The organism is Superficieibacter sp. HKU1 (genome assembly GCF_029319185.1).
Lineage (GTDB): Bacteria > Pseudomonadota > Gammaproteobacteria > Enterobacterales > Enterobacteriaceae > Superficieibacter.
In genome coordinates this window covers 771,447-790,698 of sequence record NZ_CP119754.1, presented here as the reverse complement: position 1 = coordinate 790,698, position 19,252 = coordinate 771,447, and the positions used below count along the sequence as shown (strand labels likewise).

At 53.9% G+C, this 19,252-nt stretch carries 20 protein-coding genes and 2 pseudogenes; 1 reads left to right on the top strand and 21 read right to left on the bottom strand.

Translation table 11 applies throughout. From position 1 onward, the window contains the following. The 17 genes and pseudogenes from P0H77_RS03895 to lpxL all read right to left on the bottom strand — a co-directional run bounded on the left by P0H77_RS03895 (position 1) and on the right by lpxL (position 15,165). A complete protein-coding gene (locus P0H77_RS03895) occupies positions 1 to 756 on the bottom strand; it encodes a phage minor tail protein L (protein ID WP_103678157.1) in 756 nt (251 codons plus the stop codon). After that, on the bottom strand, positions 753 to 1,100 hold the full coding sequence (locus tag P0H77_RS03890) for a phage tail protein (RefSeq protein WP_103678158.1): 348 nt from the start codon (positions 1,098 to 1,100) through the stop codon (positions 753 to 755). Before P0H77_RS03890 ends, P0H77_RS03895 begins: the two co-directional genes overlap by 4 nt. Before the next feature lie 252 nt (positions 1,101 to 1,352). Continuing rightward, positions 1,353 to 3,821: pseudogene (locus P0H77_RS03885) on the bottom strand (phage tail tape measure protein); the annotation flags it as partial. After that, positions 3,811 to 4,131, bottom strand: a pseudogene (locus P0H77_RS03880) (phage tail assembly protein T); the annotation flags it as partial. The pseudogenes P0H77_RS03880 and P0H77_RS03885, both read right to left, overlap by 11 nt. Next, positions 4,128 to 4,556 (bottom strand): phage minor tail protein G, encoded by a 429-nt coding sequence (locus P0H77_RS03875; RefSeq protein WP_103678161.1) that lies wholly within the window; start codon positions 4,554 to 4,556, stop codon positions 4,128 to 4,130. The pseudogene P0H77_RS03880 and the gene P0H77_RS03875, both read right to left, overlap by 4 nt. 23 nt (positions 4,557 to 4,579) lie before the next feature. Further along, entirely contained in the window at positions 4,580 to 5,323 is a 744-nt protein-coding gene (locus P0H77_RS03870) for a phage tail protein (protein WP_103678162.1), read from the bottom strand. Positions 5,324 to 5,330: 7 nt separating this feature from the next. After that, positions 5,331 to 5,732: a phage tail terminator protein gene (gene gpU / locus P0H77_RS03865; protein WP_103678163.1), complete on the bottom strand. Its 402-nt coding sequence runs from the start codon at positions 5,730 to 5,732 to the stop codon at positions 5,331 to 5,333. Continuing rightward, positions 5,729 to 6,283: a phage tail protein gene (locus tag P0H77_RS03860; protein WP_103678164.1), complete on the bottom strand. Its 555-nt coding sequence runs from the start codon at positions 6,281 to 6,283 to the stop codon at positions 5,729 to 5,731. Before P0H77_RS03860 ends, gpU begins: the two co-directional genes overlap by 4 nt. A 10-nt stretch (positions 6,284 to 6,293) precedes the next feature. Further along, the gene (locus P0H77_RS03855; protein WP_103678165.1) at positions 6,294 to 6,569 is read right to left on the bottom strand and encodes an ATP-binding protein; all 276 of its coding nucleotides are present in this window, start codon (positions 6,567 to 6,569) and stop codon (positions 6,294 to 6,296) included. Further along, the gene (locus P0H77_RS03850; RefSeq protein WP_103678166.1) at positions 6,562 to 6,885 is read right to left on the bottom strand and encodes a capsid cement protein; all 324 of its coding nucleotides are present in this window, start codon (positions 6,883 to 6,885) and stop codon (positions 6,562 to 6,564) included. Before P0H77_RS03850 ends, P0H77_RS03855 begins: the two co-directional genes overlap by 8 nt. A 79-nt stretch (positions 6,886 to 6,964) precedes the next feature. Then, a complete protein-coding gene (locus P0H77_RS03845; RefSeq protein WP_103678167.1) occupies positions 6,965 to 9,007 on the bottom strand; it encodes a ClpP-like prohead protease/major capsid protein fusion protein in 2,043 nt (680 codons plus the stop codon). Further along, a complete protein-coding gene (locus tag P0H77_RS03840; protein WP_305144196.1) occupies positions 8,931 to 10,511 on the bottom strand; it encodes a phage portal protein in 1,581 nt (526 codons plus the stop codon). Before P0H77_RS03840 ends, P0H77_RS03845 begins: the two co-directional genes overlap by 77 nt. Continuing rightward, positions 10,439 to 10,651, bottom strand: coding sequence for a hypothetical protein (locus tag P0H77_RS03835; RefSeq protein ID WP_103678169.1), 213 nt, complete (start codon positions 10,649 to 10,651; stop codon positions 10,439 to 10,441). Before P0H77_RS03835 ends, P0H77_RS03840 begins: the two co-directional genes overlap by 73 nt. Further along, positions 10,648 to 12,759 carry a phage terminase large subunit family protein gene (locus P0H77_RS03830; protein WP_276163653.1) on the bottom strand — a complete coding sequence of 704 codons (2,112 nt, stop codon included), beginning with the start codon at positions 12,757 to 12,759 and terminating at the stop codon, positions 10,648 to 10,650. The genes P0H77_RS03835 and P0H77_RS03830 overlap by 4 nt, the downstream gene beginning before the upstream one ends. After that, complete coding sequence (locus tag P0H77_RS03825; protein WP_103678199.1) at positions 12,759 to 13,247, bottom strand: DUF1441 family protein; 489 nt, start codon at positions 13,245 to 13,247, stop codon at positions 12,759 to 12,761. Before P0H77_RS03825 ends, P0H77_RS03830 begins: the two co-directional genes overlap by 1 nt. A 231-nt stretch (positions 13,248 to 13,478) precedes the next feature. Further along, the gene (locus P0H77_RS03820; protein WP_103678171.1) at positions 13,479 to 14,063 is read right to left on the bottom strand and encodes a hypothetical protein; all 585 of its coding nucleotides are present in this window, start codon (positions 14,061 to 14,063) and stop codon (positions 13,479 to 13,481) included. Between the two features lie 169 nt (positions 14,064 to 14,232). Further along, positions 14,233 to 15,165, bottom strand: a complete 933-nt coding sequence (gene lpxL / locus P0H77_RS03815) for an LpxL/LpxP family Kdo(2)-lipid IV(A) lauroyl/palmitoleoyl acyltransferase (RefSeq protein ID WP_103678172.1) — start codon at positions 15,163 to 15,165, stop codon at positions 14,233 to 14,235. 360 nt (positions 15,166 to 15,525) lie between these two features. Here lpxL and P0H77_RS03810 point away from each other — a divergent pair, with 360 nt between their 5' ends. Further along, complete coding sequence (locus tag P0H77_RS03810; protein WP_103678173.1) at positions 15,526 to 15,771, top strand: hypothetical protein; 246 nt, start codon at positions 15,526 to 15,528, stop codon at positions 15,769 to 15,771. Positions 15,772 to 16,486: 715 nt separating this feature from the next. Here P0H77_RS03810 and P0H77_RS03805 read toward each other — a convergent pair. From P0H77_RS03805 to P0H77_RS03790, 4 genes are all read right to left on the bottom strand, one after another. Beyond that, positions 16,487 to 16,951 (bottom strand): lysis protein, encoded by a 465-nt coding sequence (locus P0H77_RS03805; RefSeq protein ID WP_103678174.1) that lies wholly within the window; start codon positions 16,949 to 16,951, stop codon positions 16,487 to 16,489. Further along, positions 16,941 to 17,444 carry a lysozyme gene (locus P0H77_RS03800; RefSeq protein ID WP_103678200.1) on the bottom strand — a complete coding sequence of 168 codons (504 nt, stop codon included), beginning with the start codon at positions 17,442 to 17,444 and terminating at the stop codon, positions 16,941 to 16,943. The genes P0H77_RS03805 and P0H77_RS03800 overlap by 11 nt, the downstream gene beginning before the upstream one ends. A 1-nt stretch (position 17,445) precedes the next feature. Beyond that, a complete protein-coding gene (locus tag P0H77_RS03795) occupies positions 17,446 to 17,676 on the bottom strand; it encodes a class II holin family protein (RefSeq protein WP_103678201.1) in 231 nt (76 codons plus the stop codon). 1,272 nt (positions 17,677 to 18,948) lie between these two features. Next, positions 18,949 to 19,185, bottom strand: coding sequence for a hypothetical protein (locus tag P0H77_RS03790; protein ID WP_103678176.1), 237 nt, complete (start codon positions 19,183 to 19,185; stop codon positions 18,949 to 18,951). Between the last annotated feature and the right edge of the window lie 67 nt (positions 19,186 to 19,252).

The following is a 19,252-nucleotide window of genomic DNA, read 5'->3' as shown; positions in this document are numbered from 1 at the left end:
TCAGCTCCTGATTAATGACGTGCCAGGAAAGCCACCAAAAGGCAGCTCGTTATTTTCCCCGAAGCGAAGTTTGCAGGCGGTCAGCGTGCCGTTGCACTCATCGCGCGACGGATCGTCGACAGGCTTATTATTTTTGTCGAAGTAGCGGGTCCCGGCATAATCACAGCCGTCGCCGGTGCGGTACTTATTACGAATGCACCAGGTACAAAGCGAGTGTAGCTGCCGCGTCGGGATCATCAGCCCCTGCAGATCCATCGGGCTGGACAGCGTAAATTCTACTGTTTCATTTGTTTCGCTGTTCTTCGCATCGATATACCAGACCTGCGTTTTCTCCTGCGTCGGATCGGCTGATGGATTGCCATCAGGGAAGTTTCGCGCGTCGAGGTAGGCGGCGAGGGTGTCGCGGATGGTGACTTTCGCCTGCAACAGATCGTCATACGCCAGGCAAAGAGCCGTGATTGAGCTGTCCAGATTAGCGACCGTCAGTTTAGGCTGGGCACTGGCCCCACTGGTTGACGCCTCTATTCCCTCAATCTGACAGGGCCACGCTTTGTATTCCTCCCCCTGCCACCAGACAGATTTAGCCGGAAGCTTTTTCTCATCGCCGCCAGCAGCCTGAATTTCTTCCGGCGTGTGCGCAATATTATGCGAATGAAAACGCATCACGTCGCTGATGCCAAACGCGGTACCGTCAACAACAAAAAGCCGGACAGTATTGCCCGGCTCCAGCTTCTGATAATCACTGTTTAAACTCATGGTGCAAATGCCTGTTCAAAAGTTGCGGTGATGGTGAGAAGCGTTTTGCCTCTCGCTGATTTTTTCAGGCTGTCGGGTTCAACACGCCAGAGCGCCAGCTCGCCGAATGGTGGCGTAAAAGAGAATGCTTTCGTTTTGTGACGTCGCAGAAAAGCATGTATCTCAAGCGCGGTGTCCGGCCGTCCGGTAAACGAGAAATCATAGGTCAGTGTTTCATCGTTAATACCGGAGCCGGACACCTGCGCATAGCCGTCACCGAACTGCGCCTTTCTCACCACATCCTTACTGCCGGTGGTGGGCTGGCTGGCCGCCTGAATGCGCCAGCCGAAATGCTCAATCGCCATTATTTACCTCGGCTTTGTAATACCCCAGAGGATCCCGCCGGGTCGACTTTCACGGCTAATACCGTCACGGACCGCTTTATCAATAACCTGCTGATAAGCGCGGCCAAGCTGATCGTTGTTACCTTTCGGCTGGGCGTCATCCTGCTGAGTGGTAACGCTGACAGGTGCGTAGACGCTGACACCAAAGGGAGATGCACCCGCCGGGCTTCCACTGCCGCCGACAAACCCGCCGCTGGCATAACCACGCATAAGCCGATAAAGGTTGCCGACGCCAAGCCGACTGGTTGCCTCTTTATGGAAAACGAACTCGCCGCGGTGAACAATGCCAGCAGGATCATACTTGCCGCCATGCCCCGTAAAGCCGCCACCGTCGTAACCGGGTGGGCGAAATGACGGTACCGCCAGAGACTGCCCGGTAGCAGGCGTTTGAGTACTGCCTGAAATCCAGCCCATCGCACTCTGAAGGGTGTATGCCACAACCAACTGGTTAGTGACCGACGCGATCATCTTCAGTATGGAGGTGGTGAAATCCTTGAAGCTGGCTTTGCCGGTGGTGGTCAGGGTGGTGAGCTGGTTCGCCAGACCACTGAACGTGGATTGTGAAACCTGCTGAACTGAGGAAAACACATTTGTTGCAGAGTCTTTATATTCGGCCCATCCCTGTTTTGCACCTGCCAGCCAGTCAGAACGCAGGGCATCTTCAGCATCGTATGTAGCCTGCTGATCAACCAGCACACTCCGCAACGCCTGAGGGTTAGCGGCATAGCTGTCCCGTAAACGCTGTAAATTAGCTTCACGTTCCGCCTCGCGGCGGGATAGCCCTTCCGCCTGGGCGCTAATTTCAGACCGTTTAGCGGCCTGCTGCTGCGAAAACTTCAGCGCCTGATCCGCCAGAGCGTTTAGCCGCTGCTGGGCAAGAACCTGATCGCCCAGGCGGGCATTGACTTCAGCCTGCGCCCGTGCTTTTTCTTTGGTGGCGAGTAATGATTTCTCATCCGCTGTCAGCGCCCGCCCGCGAGGATCGAGCTGAATTTTCTCCAGAACAGCAATTTTTGATTCCAGCTCCCACAATGCACGCCGCTGCGGACTGATTTTATCGTTTATATCCTTGTGTTGCCGGAGGGTTCGCAGCTGGGCTTCAAGCTCCAGTGTCTGCGCAGAACCGCTGTCGACATCACGATCGCCAGCGCTGGTTTTAACTGGTTTATCGTGAGTTTTAGGGTCGGCATAACGTTTTTCGATCCCTTCTTTCACCATTTTGTATTCAGCGGCGGTGTACTTGCTGCGGTCTTTCGCCAGATCTTTCAGTTCACGCGCGCGTTTTACCGCGTTGGATTCATAGCGCTCAATATTCGTATTCTTGCGGACAGAGGCATCGAGATCTTCCTGGTTAGCTGTGGCCGTTTTTTCACGAACCACAGCAATATCACCTTCAAGCGCGATCGCTTTCTCCAGCGCCGAAATTTGCGCTTCAGTGGCAGAAACTTTTTTCTGCTGCTCAATCGCCCCCAGCCGGTTGCGCTGCTGACCATAGCCGGTGTCAGACTGATTAGGTGAAGCTGCAGTCAGGGAAGCGAGAGAGGATTTTTGCTCAGCGAGTTGCTTTTTCAGCCCCTCCAGTGTCTGGGCTGGTGTGATCTGGCGGCCAATGTTAAGCATCGCATCCCACGCGCCGGATGCCGTATCCTTGATGTTATTCCACAGGCGCTCAATGGTACCGAGATTTTCCTCAATACGTGAAGACCGTGACGACATCGCATCGGAATAGCTTTCCATCGCAAGCTTCGCCGCACCACTGGCATCACCCTGTTTCTGGAGCGCATAAATTTGCTCATAAACAGCCGCTGTCAGAAAGTGATACTGCTTGTTAAGCGCCAGCACGGACGCAACCGGGGCATCAGCAAGTTTACTGAATTCTGCCACCGTTTTTTCGACTGACTGCCCGGTGGCCTTTTCCATGGCAATGGCGGCGGTAGCCACATACTCGAGCATATTGCCACGAATATTGCCTGTGCCAATTGCCGCAGCCAGCGCAGCAGCAGCCTTGCCAATTTCACCGGTGCTTTCGCCAACGCGGCGCGCAAGATCGGAAAGATTACTGGCTGTTTTGCCGGTGTATCCCCCCGTCAGGATGAGCTGCTTGTTGTATTCATCCAGCTCCAGCGAGCCTTTATACCAGGCATAAGCCAGAATTGCTGTTGCAGCGGCCAGCGCTGTCACGCCGAGGGAAACCGGCGTAATAAAACCGCGCACGTGTCGCAGCTTCTCACCCGCTTCTGCCGCTGCATTCAGCCCTTCTGCGGTATCGCCGAGATTGCTGCTGGCGTCTTCAGATGAGTCCGCCACGTCATTATTGAAGCCAAAAAGCACATCGCGCAACGCCTGGAACATGGGGGCCAGTCCACCGAAGGAATCTTTTACCTGCCCCCCCTGCTGCAGGAGGATCATGAACGGTGACTGCCCGCCTGCCAGTTGGGTGGCGATATCAGTAAACTGTGCCGGTAACGTTCGCATGGCGGCATTGTATTGCCCCATCGATATACCGGCCCGGCGCGCGGCCGCTTCCTGCTTACTGAATGATTGCTGTACCTGCCGGGTGGTATCTCCGGCGGCATCACTGGTCTGCCGTAACTGACGTTTTACATAATTAAGCTGTTCGTTAAACTTCGTGGAGTCCACATCAAGGTTAACGACCAGATCACCGACTGGCGTCTGGGCCATAACGTACGCCTCCTGATAATCCTTCGGCCGCAGCCATCAGCATGTCGTCATCTGGTTCAGATTCATGCATTTCCGAAGCAGACGCGGAAAACAGGCTGAATTGCGAGGGAGTAAGATCCGGATCCCCGAAAAACAGCGAGGACACCGTGCAAAGCAGCATGGAGAAGTGCGCATCCTGCTGCGCGTCCTGAAAATAGTGCTCCCCGTAGAACTGGTGCCAGTCGCCCAGTTCGCAGGAGGTCATGCCAGCAAGCATGGCGCGCCAGTCGGGTCGCCCGAACTCACGCGCCAGCTTCAGGACAAACTTCAGCTCACTGGAGAAGGCTTTTCCGCAGACAGCTGCTCCGCTTCAGTACCCTCTTCTTCTTCTGTCTCCCCGCCGCTGTCTTCCGCGACCGGGGGCAGCATGCCCGATAACGTCTTCACCATCATTTCAGCCTGGCCGATGGCGTCGGCGGGCCAGGTGCTGAGCACCTGCTGATGCAGTTCACTGGCATCCGGTCCGGCAGGATCGCTGTGCCAGAGAGACTGCGCAACCAGCCAGGCACCCGCCCGGATGCTCATGCCCACCAGCCGGGCCGTCATCTGCTGCTCATCCATCTCGTCACCCGATGACTTAGCGGCCTTTTCCTCTTTTGCCAGGTAGTCTAGAAATTCAATACGCTGAAGGGCAGAAAGCTCGCTGAGCGTCAGGGATTCATCGTTAAAGGTAAACGTGTCTTTCTTGAGAAACATGCCGCCTCCTGGGCTGCGTAAAGTTATGCTGCGGTAACGGTGACTTTGCACACGGCAACAAACTGGCCGTCGTTAGTCATGATGATAATATCCGCAGCCCCCGCCGCGATGCCGGTGACGGTAACGACAGTGCCATTGATGGTGGCCGTCGCTTTTGACGGGGCGGACGTGGCTGCACGGAACGATTTATCCGAGGCGCTGGCGGGCTGAACGGTGACGTTAAACGTTACGGTAGCCCCGACGGCCACGCTCGCAGTAGCTTTATCGAGCGTAACGCCGGTGACGGCAATGGTTGCCGCGCCGTTATCTTCAGCCTGTAGCGGCTTACCGTTGTTGGTCACTTTGACGGTACGGGTGATCATCTCTTTACTGGTAATAGCCTTACCCAGGCTGCTCACCCACCCGCGAAAGACATCAACAGTGCCGTTGGGGTATTTGATTTTGTAAGCCCGGACGGTACCGTCATTGAACCATTTAACCAGTTCTTTCTGACCGGAGTCGCCGGGCATCCAGCCAAGGGTGATAGTGCTGTCCCCTGCGGATTTCTGGCCCTGCCCGGTCGCGCCCCAGTCAGCATCTTCATCATCGATGTAGGTGTCATCAAAAGATTCTGCCGTCAGTTCGCCGGGCTGAAGCTCTTTGACTTTCGCCAGACGCGTCCAGTCGATATCCGCCAGCGGATTTGTAAACGCATTGCCGCTGCCGGTATAGATCCAGAGCGTGGTACCGGCACCCTTTACAGGTGCCAGGGGGTTTGGTGCTGCCATAGTGTCCTCACATGATATAGCTGACAGAGTAAGTGATATCTGCCGATCCCCACGTCATCGCTTCGTCGTCGCGCTGGTATTCATAGCCCAGTACGGTCATGGTTTCGATGAGGGGTGACAACTCAGGAACGGACTGAAGCACGGGGTAAACTTTCCCCTCCATCCAGTCATCGAGAGCCGAATCGGTTTCAGATGATTTAAGAAAGACCTCGATATGCAGGACGGCGTCCCACAAATCTTCGTCAATGGCGCTGGTATCTGACGATCTGGCATCAGTCAGATACACGGCCACGGCAGGTAAATCCTCCGGATCAATAAATCCTGGCCGCCCGTCGAACCAGACGACCGGATCTGTAATGCCACGTTTAAGCGCAGACAGCACGGCAGCGCGAATGAGGGAATTTTTCATCGTTTAAGGATTAGCCTGAGCTGGTTTTTAAGGGATGCCCGAAGCTCTTTCGGCATATCGCTGTCCACAACTACGGGCAGCTCCTGCCGGAATGCGTCAGTTAGCGGTACCGCAAGCGGGATGCTGACCACTTCAATCGGGTAACGTGATTTTGTGGTCCGCCTGAGAATGTGCCAGCGCCCGTTCTTCAGTTGCTGGATAAACGCCCCCGGAAAGCGAAAGCGCCCGACGGCCAGTACGCTCCTGACACCATATTTATCGCGTTTGCGCCGTGACAACTTCACAGAAGCAACGCCGAGCTTAATCGCCGGAAGATTGCCGCGGTTAACGCGGATAAGCGCCCGGGGCTTTCGGGAAGTGGCTTTACGGATGCGCGCGCGCTGGCGTACCAGCTTTTGTGGCACGCGGGTATCTTTCGCCACCACCCGAACACTCCGGCTGACTGCCCGCCCTGCCACACGGTTAACTGCCTGCGCGGACGCGCGCGGCACGGCGGTCTTACTGATACCATTCAGGTTATCGATAGCCTGCTCCAGTCCTTTGATGGACATACAGCCCCCCTTACTCAATCCAGATTTGAGGTTTGCCGTTAAAAGGCTGGTGTCGGGTCACTTTGTACTCCACACCCTTCCAGACAACCTCATCGTTCCGGCGCGGGCGGTAGCTCTCGTCAAACACCACCAGCGACAGCCCGTCGCCCACTACCGGACCCATCTCTGAAAGAAACTGGCTTTCGATGGCACTGTAAGCGGCACCATTAACAGTAACGGTGCCGCCCATCAGACGTACAGTCGCCACGTCCATTCGCGCCGCCATTCTTTCAAACGGGTTAGCCATTCAGACGAACCGCAACCGTCGTGGTGTTTGCGCCCGCAGCTTCCCATGCTTTTCCTGCCGGGGTGGCGCCAGCCGCGTCGAGCTGGATTTTGCCCCCTTTAAGGAAAACGCTTTTACCCTGGGCAATGTCATCAGCGGCGAGTTTTGGCAGGATCACGACACCCGTGGTGCGCCCGTCCCCGGTTTCATCTTTGGGGATATCAACAATAGCGACGGCCAGCAGATCACCGACAGCAACCGGATCGCCGCTGAGGATGGTGGCCGCCGTTTTATTGATAATGGCGATGGTGTTGCCGTCCTGAAGATAATTTTTCATATGGGTCTCCACGGCCCCGGACGGAGCCGTATTGCAGGTATAAAAAAAGCCCTTACGGGCCGGGAAAGGGATACAAATATTATTTACCGCTGGACTTAACCAGACCGCGATAATCCAGCGGGGCCACGCCGGCATCGATACGCACTTTGGTCGCCACGCCATCAGTGGTAAAGCCTTCCTGCTGGTCGATGTAAGGCGTATCGACACCGTTCAGGTAAGCCACTTCGATGGTGTCAGACCCTTTGGCGGCGGCGAGGTACCAGGCGGCGGCATCCTTGTCATCAAGACGTGGCTCGGAAATGATCTCCGCAAAATTCTGCACCGGGTTAATGATCCCCGCGTTTACATCAGCCCCTTTCACGCTGGCAGAGCGAATGGTCTGGCTGGCGAGGGTTTCGAGGACTGTCGGTACCAGAATATAAGCCGGGCGAATGTTCAGGGCGCGCTCACCTTCTTTCTGCGTGCGCATCAGCTGGCGGCCTTTATCCAGGCTGGTGACATCAATTGCCCCTGCGGCGATGTTCTTGTGATCGGCGCTGAACAACGGTTTACCGTCGGACATTTTCGGGTTTTCGGTAAGGATGGCATACACCAGATCGCCGATGGTCCCTTTTGCCGCACGGCCCATTTTCAGCGGAACATCCGTCAGCTGGTTCAGGTCATCATTGATGATGGCCTGGCGGGTGATAGAGAAGATTTCGCCGTACGTTGCCAGCGCAATGGTTTCGCCTTTATCACCGGTGGTGACGTATTTGTATTCCGCGCCTTCACGTACCTGACGCAGGGACGGGAAGCCGCCCATACCAACACGATGCGCCGTTTTAAAGTCGCTCAGGCTGCCTTTCTTGGTCCAGAGTTCAAACGTCTCTTCAGCCTCCTGCCAGCCCTGCAAAAGTGCCTTATTAGCCACATCAAGCAGGATATTGCCAAAATCAGAGGTACTGTGCGTCAGCGCGAAGCCGACCATCTGCATCGGGTTATAGCTGGATACCCCGAAGCCGCGCTCAGTCAGGGACATACGGGCATGTTCACGAAGCGTCATGCCGTTATAAACGTTGTCGCGATCGACATCTTCATAGCCTGCACGCGCCATCAGCGCCTGACGGATCCCGTCCCCGACAAAGTTACCGTTTCCGGCGTGAATGTGTGCGGTGCCGTTTTTGTTGGATGGGGTGGACTCTTTGCCCAGCGCAGTCAGTAACTGATCCTTGGCCTGATCAACTGAGCACTCAGGATCGGCCACGCAGGTGGTCAGGAGTTCCTGGTGCTTACCGCCGAACATGGCAAAAAGATTATTGATCCCGGTAACGCGCTCTTTCTGCTCAGCGATAACCTGCGCACGGATGGCATTTTCATCGGCTGCCGCCGGTGCAGGTGTGGCAGGCGACGTGGCCGGTTGAGCCGGGGTCTGCGGATCGCGCTGGGTGCTGTTGCGCGGCGGGGTCACTGCGTTACGAATGCTGTTCGGCATTTTTTCGAATTCCTCAATACGTTTAGAATGGATGCAGGCCATAGCCTGTAAGGACGGAACAACCTGATCGGCAAAGCCAAGCGCGACGCACTCTTCCCCGGTAAGCCAGGTTTCGTCCTCCAGCATGGCGGCAATTTCTTCATGGGCCTTACCTGTTTTCGCCATATACGCCGGGATAAGGACGCTCTCGACTTTATCGAGTAAGTCCGCATAGTCGCGCATGTCGGTGGCGTCACCTCCGGCAAATCCCCAGGGCTTGTGGATCATCAGCATGGTGTTTTCCGGCATGATGACGGGATTACCCACCATCGCGATCACCGATGCCATCGATGCCGCCAGCCCGTCGATATAGACGGTAATGGCTGCGCCGTGATGTTTAAGGGCATTAAAAATGGCGATGCCATCAAAGACGTCGCCACCGGGTGAGTTGATATGAAGGTTAATGTGGGAGACATCACCGAGTGCTTTCAGGTTGGCAACAAACTGTTTTGCCGTAACCCCCCAGTAGCCGATTTCGTCATAGATAAAAATATCTGCCGTGCTGTCCGCACTGGCCTGCATGCGAAACCAGGAATTATTTTTTCCTGCGCTCGCTTTCGGGCGGCGGTTCGCCCGGTTTCGTTGCCTCGGCACTGGTGCCTCCTTTGTCATTGGCCGGGTCGGTGTCAAACACCAGCCCCTGTTTATGGTTCTCGTCAATCTCCGCCTTGCGGCGGCGCTTCACATCATCAGGATTGCGCCCGCTGGCGCGGACCCAGTCAGACTCCGTTGCTGCCCCGCCGCGGATCTGCGTTTTCCAGGCGTTTGCCTCTTTAACCGGGTCAATCCAGGGCATCACCGGCCCGGCGTAGACCGCGTTATAAAGGGAGTCCATATCGACGCCGCGAGGCAGAACAATTTGCCCGGAGGCAATTGCCATCTTCAGCCAGGCCCGGTATACGGGACGCGTGACGGCGGCAATAAAGGCATCCTGAAGAATGAGATAACCGTCAGTGGACTCGACCAGCTCCTGACGCTGGGCACTGTAGGTGCCGTTATAGTTTCGCGACGCGCTGGAAAAACTGACGCGCGAGCCTGCGGCGACCGCACGCAGCTGGCCGTTGCGAAAGGTCTCAAGGTTAGGGTTTGGCCGATCGGACTTAATCATGCCGATTTCTTCACCGGGCAAGAGATCGTCATACAGCATGCCCGGCTGAATATTCAGCTCGCGATCGTCTGCCTCGCTCCCGGTACCGCCATCCTCATAGCTCTGACCGTCACCCTTTTTGATGTACATGCCCAGCGCGGCGGCAATACGGGCAGCCGTCAGCTCTGAATCTTCATACTCTTTAAGGGCGCTCAGGCGGATCAACACGCCGGAAAGCAGAGAGGTACCGCGAATCTGGTGCAGGCGACGGGTGAACTTCAGGTGAAGCATGTTTGCTGCATCGATTTCTTTCGTATCGAACTGGCGACCAGAGACGGGGAGACTTTTATACACCTGGTACTTTTTAGGTCGGCCCCAGTCATTGAGAAAGACGCCCTGATTCATACCGCTGGCCTCGTCACTGGTCATCGGCACGAAATCCGGCTCCAGCGCTTCTATCCAGAAGGGAATGCCTGCCGACGGCTCAAGCCCTGCCGCATTGCCGCTGACGAGCTGGCCGAACACTTCACCATCACGCAGCCACGTTCGAAGCATCAGGCGCTCCATGACCGGGCGGGTATACTGTCCCGTCACCTCCGGCGACACAGACCATTCGGCCCACTTTTTGCGGATGTCAGCGGCAAGCTTTTCAGCAATACGGCCACTGGTCAGCAGGGGCTGGGGTTCAACGATAATGCCTTTGGACCCCACCACGCGCTCTTCCAGCTTATCGAACACCCCAATGACCAGATCGTGATTGTTATCCAGATGTCGCGCCTGCTCCCGGAGCGACACGGCCCCCATCTGGCTGAGCTGGTTTGCGGAACGGTTTTCCCGACGGGCTTTATGGGTCCGGGTTGGCGTGACCGCCTCGTAAGCCCGGATAACAGCGCGGGAACGTAGCCGGGCTGCTTTCCATGCGGGTGATACCAGACCAATGGCATCATCAAGAATTGTCATTTGAACCTCGCCAGTCTGTACCCCTGCCTGCGCCGGGGATTCAGCGCCAGTGACAATCGCCGCTCCCACTCCTGGCGTCCCTTACGTATTTCAGACAGGTTTTCCATCGTCATCTGCTGGCCGTTAAAGGTAATGGATTTACCCGCCAGTACAGCCGTTTCAGCGTCGGTATAAAGCCGCAACATGCTTTCTATTTCGTACTGCGTCACACCCACCCTCCTCCGGTTGCCGGTGCCCAGGCTGAACTTTGCTCAGCCTTTTTCTTACTGGATTTGCGCGTCTGGCGCTTAGTTTGCGGCGCGGGTGCTGGTGCAACGCCCTCCGCCGCTTCGGGGAGGACGTCTTCCAGCCAGGTTTCCCGCCTCGCCCATTCAGGTGCTTCAGGCCACTTAATTTTTTCGTAACCGTGCAGGATCGCCAGCGCATCGGCATAGACCAGCAGGTCGAATGCCTCGTTCGCACCGCGACCCGGCTTGCTCCATTTGCCATCGGCAGAACGCTCCTCGTAAGTCAGTTCGTCATAAAACCAGGTCCCCAGCCATGACGGAAAATGCACATAGCCGGGGCCGGGCGAATCACGCCATAACGCGTTATTGACCCGGTCCTTCAAATCGTCGGTTTGCAGGAGATAAAGCGGAACATCACCGGCGGCTTTTGCCCGGCGGGTACTGCGCCCGGTGTTATCGGGGAACGTGCGGGTGATGAGTTTTGCGCGGCGCTGGCTGTCACCTTTAAACAGGAACACCCGTTTACCTGAACCGTCGCGGCGGCATTTACGCCAGAACTTGTACGCATTGTCGGTGACACCGTCTTCCCCGCCGGAGTCAACGGCCATTGCCATCAGACGCATGCGCTTCGTCGCATCCCCGGCGAGCGGCCAGGCTTTATCAAACACATCGCTTATCAGTAAATCCCAGTCTTCGGGATAACTCGCTGGATCGATGGGCAGGCTTTCACCGTCGGGGGTGGTGCGCAACGACTGGCGGATGTTGTACCTGTCCACCAGCCAGCGTTCACCCTGGGGGCCGTAGCCTGTCACCTGCACCACAAAGCGCCTGTTTCGTCCGCCCTGGACGTCAACCGTTGCCACCATAAACTGAACGCCGGCAGGTACTGAGCGCTTCGGAATCTCTTCCGCGCGCTGCTCCAGCAGTTCGCTTTTGCGCTGCTCCATGCTGGCACGCGGCAGATAAGGACGACCAAAGTCGGTATTCACCACCGTTTTCAGCGTTTCCTCACTGCCGGTGGACTGATAGTCCTGCTCGGCGGTAAGCAGTTTATAAATAAGCTGCGACCACGTCTGATAAGCGGCCGCCGGGCCTTCCATCCAGAAAGAAGCAATACGCGAGCGCCGCCCTTCACCCGTTACGTTACCCGCTTTATCAGCATGCTGACCGTCGCGAAGCCATATCCCTTTCATGTTAAGGGAACGCTTCATATCAGCGGTGATCTTTCCCTGACATGCAGGGCACTGCAGGCAGGCTGATTCACTCGCCACCACCGGATCGGCGATATCGCGATAACCGGTCATGTTATCCATCTCAGGCTGGAAGAATTCCCCGCAGTGAGGACAGGGCCAGTACAACCGGCGACGATCGCCACGGTTATACAGCGACAGAATACCGGTGGTCGGCGGTGCCTCATGGGCGGTACTGCTCCGCCATTTGGTATCGCGGATGTCCCGACCCGGCGAGCTTTCCACCAGCGTCATACCCGATGACATAAAGGTAGTGGTACGTTTCGAGGCCAGCGAAAACGCATCCCCCTCGCCATCGATATCTTCAGGGAAGCGATCGTAGTCAGTCAGGGCGACACATTTATAGTCCGACGACGACATGATGTTGACGGAGGGCCAGCCAATTTTGAGGTAGTTACCGGCGCGAAAGGTGCGGTCATACACGTTATTGTCGTTGCGCCGGGGACTGAGCCGGGTTTTCACCTCAGGGCTACACCGGAAGGTACGATCCAGGCGCTTCTTCGAGTGCTCCCTCGCCTTCTCTTCGGTCATCTGGATAAGCAGCATATCAGCCGGATCACAGACAACGTTGTAGACTATCCAGCCGTCAATCAATCCGATGGTTTTGCCCGTTCGCGCCGGGCCTACAAACACCACGGCATCATATTCGCGTGACGCCAGGCAGTTCATGGGTTCGATAACATACGGAGCAAGATCCGGATCCCACGGGACCGAGTTCCCTGCCCCCATCGGTACGCGCATATAGCTGCCGACTGCATCAGCCACCAGCATACGGCGAGGCGCGCGTAAAATACCGGATACATCCTGTCGGATCCCCCGGGCCGATGCCCGCTTTGCCATCAGTCCTCCTCTGGCTCATCCTCCTCTGTTTCTGCTTCCAGCACTTTCTGGGCCATCTGATCGCGGAGATCGTCAATGACACTCTGCACGCGCGCGACTGCGGCAGGAGTTAATGCACAGTCGCGCTCAAGAATATCGGGCAGGGTTTCCAGTACCATAACGACGGCTTTCGCCATCAGTGAAAATTCGCGGGCCACCTCATCAGCCGGGATAAGCTGCCCGGTGTCCTGCTCGAATTTGATGCGCTCATTCTCCGCTTTCCAGTGGGCCAGACGGTCAGAAGGTGGCATATCATCAAGGTTGACAGATACCGTCGGGATCATGAGTTCGGTCAGAACGTCAGTAACAAGGTAGAGTTTTAACTTACTGTTGCTGCCCGGCGCAGGGCTGACATTTTTGAGGCGGGCGGCAACGGTCTGACGGTGAACATCGGTGATGGCCGCCAGCTGGTTAATGTTCAGTTTGAGTGAGGCGATTTCCTGGTCCATGATGGTGAACACTTTTTATACGATTCGACATCTTTGCAAAATGCCTGTGAGTAAAATCAGGGAGATAGCCGAATGATGATGATGACCATAGATCGCAAAAACCAGCCGTTTTCCGCGACCCCGCCGCCCCGTGGCAGGCGACCCCGCCGGGAGGACCCGCTTAAAAGATAATGATTATCATTTGATTGACAACCATCGAACAATTTAGATGTTTGGACGTCCAAACGTCCATCATTGTCGATATAGCAACCCGCCTGGCTTGCTCTGTTCTTTGATAACATTTAGTACCACTGTGCCGATTACTTCATTCATCTCTTTCGACAGGGCTTCGCTGGTCTCAGCGGCGGCAGCATTGACAGCCAACTTGCTCGAGAGGTGAGCGCCGGGATAGTTTCCGATGGTAAGCATGTCATCTTCACGACTGGCTTTAATGTCTTTCAGTGAAACCGGATCGTGAACATCTGACTCACAGTCCGAACATTCAGACTTATCCACATTCTCGGTGGCAAGGCTACCAGTTGAATCCAACTTGATGCCCCACTGACTGCTTATATAGCCACCAGCAGCAAAGCCGCTATTCAGGGTCTGGAACGCTGACTTAACAGCCTGAGCGAGTTTAACGGCAACGTCACCAGCCTGGTCAGCATCGATCTGATGCAATGCACTGGATAGCACTGCTGACAGCGTTCGCTGCTCAATGGTTTCACCGTTCGCGGCAGTTGTGCCATGAATAGCGAAGCGTTCTGCTGCAATCCCTTCCTTCCGCATAAGCGCCTCTTTAACAATGGCTTCTACTCGTGGATCTAAGTCAGACATTATTTTGTTCCTTTTAAATGTGAGCCTGTCGCACGGGAAAGCCGCCCGAGACAAGCGGTTTCCCCAGGCTCACTGCTGAAAGTGTCTCGTTGGTGCGCGTGCGATACGCATAAAAAAGCCCCGCATATGCAGGGCTGCTATCGTTTAGCCTGGGTTGACCAAACCATGCTCATTTTTTACTGTAAAAAGATTCTCTTCCAGGAGGACGGGTCTTAAATCGACGATGCAACCACATATATTGCTCCGGTGCTAACCTGATTGCCTCTTCAATTGTCTGATTCATTCTCGTGGCGACAAACTCCTTTTCCCTGCCAGCCAGTTCTTCACTGATATCCGCTAAAATAATCAGCTCATATCCTTTCTGATCTGGCAGGCGTCGCGGAACAAATGGAACTACCGCCGGACGAGCACCTCTGACAAGCATGTAGCTACCTGCTGTCGTTGCAGCATCAGGGACCTGGAAAAATGGCACAAATACACTGTTCTGCGCACCATAGTCATGGTCTGGCGCATACCAGATGATTTCATCCTGCTTAAGGGCTCGAATCATTCCCTTCAGATCATAGCGGTCCAGCATCGTTTTATTAGAACGCAGACGACCGCGTGTCTGTAACCAGTCAAACAACGCATTGTTGTTTGGCCTGTAAACACCAATTCCAGGATTAAGCATACCGAAAATACGTGCACCAAGCTCAAGCGTCAGGAAGTGCATACCAATGAGAAGCACTCCACGCTGACCCGACCGGGCTTTTTCCATATGCTCATAGCCCGTAACCGTAAACCATTTACGTATTCTTGCATCGGACCAGAACCAAGCCATACCTGTTTCAATGACCCCCATACCGACTGACTCAAAATTTTTGATGAGCAGTTTTTCCTGCTCATCTTTTGCCAGATCGGGAAAGCAAAGCTCCAGGTTTCTGCGCGCAATGTTTACGCGGCGTGACATTATTCGCAGACCCAGTCTACCCAGACCACATCCGATCCGGCATAAAAGAGGGTAAGGAAGCAGAACAAGACAGCGAAGAATGAGTATTCCAAGCCATAACAGCCAGTAGCGGGGGCGAAAGAAAGAAAGCGAAAATTCTGGCAATCTGGTCATTGAGTTAAGCGAGTCCCTTTTGTCAACAATCGCGACTGTATGGAGCATCTTTCTGATTGTAATGAAATATGTGAAATTATTGCATCATTCCAGTTTAGTTATCTTATAAAAAGTCGGAAGATGTGGTTTATCTTTTTTTGCGATGTGGTTAACGTATCGCTGATTTTATACAGTTGCTCAAGCCACTTTTCCCGGAATGCTCATTAAAGTATCTTTTCGATGCTCGCGTACGCTGTGCATAAAAAAGCCCCGCTATGCGCAAGTTGAGTTCAAAACAAATACATAAGCAGATGTTATGAGATGATTGCTTTCCGTTGTACATAGAGAGATATTGGCACCTCTTACCAATGGGGAACTATCATGACTTTGAAAACCAATCTTTTTCAGGGATGGTTTATCGGTGCGACCATCTTCACCTGCTTTACCACCGGTAACTATATTAGCGAGCAATACTTCGAAGGCTCACAGATACCATGGCTGTTTACCGCTGTGGCGGCATTGATTATTAACTGGTGGGGATGTGCAATCATTAAAGACTTCAGCGCCACGCCATCAGAAGAAGCCACCCCATCCGACAACCCTTCGGAATTGAAAACGCAGCTTTGATTTTGGAAACTGATAAGCATCATCAGGCGCACTCATAAATGCGCCTTGTGATGCCAGCTACACTCTCGCAGTGGCCGCGCTCATGCCCTTGAGTTCGTCAACCCGGTTCGTCTCTGCTCCCCGTTGGCTCAAACCAGTGCGTGATTGGCTGTCACGTGGTGAAACCAGTACTTCTTTTCTTATTAACCCTTACCAGAAGTAAAGCTGGCTCTTACGCGGAGACTCGGGGCCGCATCATAACTGCGGCTTGCAATGACGGTCTCACCGTTTAACTACTTCATTCACTATTCACCTCTGAAAAATTCAAAACTGTATCTATAAACCATCAGAAACTAATACAAACGGCGTTTCATTTAACAAAGTAAAGATACAGTTCGTGCTTATTTTTTAATAACAGTATCTATTTGCTCAGATTACTTTATGCTTCACTTGTTCTTTGTAACGATGACCACTTGGTCTCCCTTCTGAAGTTCCTGGATTTCACTTTGGAAGGGAAATTTTTTGCGTCTGAACCAGGACTAATCCCAATCGCATCTTTTCCCGCTTGTCACATAGGCCTCTTAAACCAGACTTTCTCCGTGCTACTGCCCAGGGCAACCGAAGCTGTGCCAACTGCCAGGTGTATTGCTTCAGTCACTGAGTAGTCACAGTCAACGTTAGTCAAAGCATAAAATGAATTACTCCTGCCCCTTGCCCTCTTAATGAGGGCTTTCTTTTATCGCAGACATTGCTCACGAACGTACTGCTGCAACCCGGTCAGTTGCTTTGTCACAGTTTCAATTCGCTCTCTGAGGGTGAAATAATCCCGTTCAGCGGCGTCAGTAAGTCGGGGGCCGGTGCCATCATCCACGCTGGTGGTGCCGGGCGCTCCGTTCGCTCCGCAGGTGGCGTTGAGTTGCAGCCGCTTACGGCCAGCAGCAACATCACGTTCAAGCTGGTCAATAGTCGCTTTGGCATCTGCCAGTTCTCCGTAGTATTTCGCATCGAGTGCGGCGACGTCGCGCTGGCGCACCTTCATATCATTAATGGTGTCGTTCGCCAGCAGCAGGTCGCCCTTCGCTTTATCGCGCTGCTCTTTATAGGCAATGGCATTATCGCGGTAGTGACTGACCGCCCAGCCAAGCGCCACCAGCAGGCCAGCGATAACCAGCGCGCCGATAAGTTTCGCTTTAAAGGTCATTTTCACCTTCCGCCAGGCACATGGAACGCTCCATCTCGCGCCGGTTCTGCAGTCCCTTCCATTTCATGCCACCAGCGTAAACCCAGCGGCGCATCTCTTCGCACGCACCGGCATGGTCGCCCTTATTGAGTTTCCGCAGCAAAGTGGATTTAGAAAACGCATCAGAGCCGACGTTAAACACAAAGCTGTAGAGCGCGGCGCGCTGATACTCGCCCACCGGCACCTTTACCAGCTGATCAACGGTGCGCTTTGCCGGTTGCAGGTCTTTCCACAGCAGGGCATCACATTCCCTGTCGGTATAGGTTTTGTGCCGGACGATATCGCGCCCGGTGTGACCGTCGCACACACTCCAGACACCCGCCACATCTTTGTAGGCTACATACTTTCGCCCTTCCACACCGTCATGACCACCAAGAAAAATAGTGGCGATGAGCATCGCACCGCCGCCCGCAGCAGCGATGAGTTTATTACGCAGACTGCTGGTCATTGGCATATCAGTCATCTCCAACTTTTACCGTCGGGCCGTATTTCTCCAGCGCCCTGACCTGGGCATTGGCGACCTTTCGTTTGAAGTACCAGTTAATAAGCCCGGTGATGACAATGCCCGCGATACCAGCCAGCACGCCGACGGCACTCCATTCATCAGGGCTCAGTTTTGTCAGAACACCGTTCAGGATGGTGCCGCCGGAAGTGCCGAGCGCGACACCGGTTACGAGTTTGCTCATATGGGACATGTCTCTCACCTCCGCTTGGGGGAAGTGTTTCAGGGGAAAATGGATAAAAAAAAGCCTGCACTGCAGGCTTGTGAGATATTTTTTTGGCTTGTGGTGCCGGGTGCCTCCCGGTAAGTTCGAGCCAGCGACTGAAACTTGCGTGTTAGGTTGTCTTACTGTTAACCGGTTGCTGATTACGCCCCTCCGCTCAGGGGGATTCACCACAAAAGAATCTTATACCGTTTCGCTGTAATCGCCTGTTTTTGAGGATATAAACGGCACTCTATCGCACAATATGTCAATGATGGCTAAAAAAAAGCCTGCTCGTAAAAGCAGGCAAAAGGGTTTTTTATTACCAAGATGAGCGTGGTGCCGGGTGCCTCCCGGTAAGTCCTAGCCAGCAACTTGAACTTGCGTTCTGATAACGAACAATAAACAGCCATAGATGCTGATACGCCCCTCCGCTTAGGGGGATTCACCACAAAAGAATCTTATCCCATTTCGCTGTAATCGCCTGTTTATGAGGCTAAAAAAGGCACCCTACCGCACGATGTGTTAAAGATGGCTAAAAAGCCTGCTTGTAAAAGCAGGCCAGAAGTAGCAAAGCAAATATGACTGTCGATGTAATTGGTATGTGGTGCCGGGTGCCTCCCGGTGGATCTGCCCCAGTCAGCAGATCCGCGATGTTGAATAATCAATGACCTTACTGGTAGCCCCTCCGCATAGGGGGATTCACCACTCACTAATTAACAGCCGAGAAACGGATTTCGTCAATGTCGATGGCGTCAAATTTCCGCTTACTGGTACGGAGCGGCCCGCCTAAGCGAGCCCCATAATAAAAGCCATACGATAGCGGCTGTTTTTATGCTCTGGTATTGTGGATTTGCCAATACATACACCATTAAGGAACCATAATGTCCGATTACGACAATCTGCTACAAGTCATTCGAATGCGGGTTTGCAACAACAGGAACATGTCTCCATCAGCATATTACAAAGACAGTACCCAGGATAACCAGATCCGTAATAGAACGGCACTGATATACATTCTTGAAATGATTCTTCATCAGCACAGACTCAAGCATGCAACTATTTTCAACCCTCTTGAGGGACCAGCTGCGTTGCATCATCTGATTTTTATGAAGACCAGGTGGTTTCCAGGAGATATAAGGAAATTATCTTTTGAGGATTCCCTGTTTGTTATTCAGGATGAAATAAAAATTGAAAATCTCACTGATGAAGCACAGTCGGCATTAAAAATTTTAGAACTGCCTAACTTCTCAGTTACTTTTGAGCATTTGCCGGAGAAGGACTGGGACTACATGGAAAACTCAATTCACCTTCAAAACCTAAAGATGAAAGCTTCTCAATAGAGTCATTCACTTCATTTAGCCGCTCTTCAAGAGCGGCTTTTTCTTTGAGCAGATTGTTGTAACAGGCGACATGCAGTCGCTGTTGAGAAAGCCATTGCTCAAGCTCTTCAGTATTCATTCCTGGGTTGAAAAGATAAGGTTGCTGCATACATTTCCCCTGAAATGCAAAAACCCCGCCGAAGCGAGGTTTTGATGTTATGCGTTATTGCCGTGTG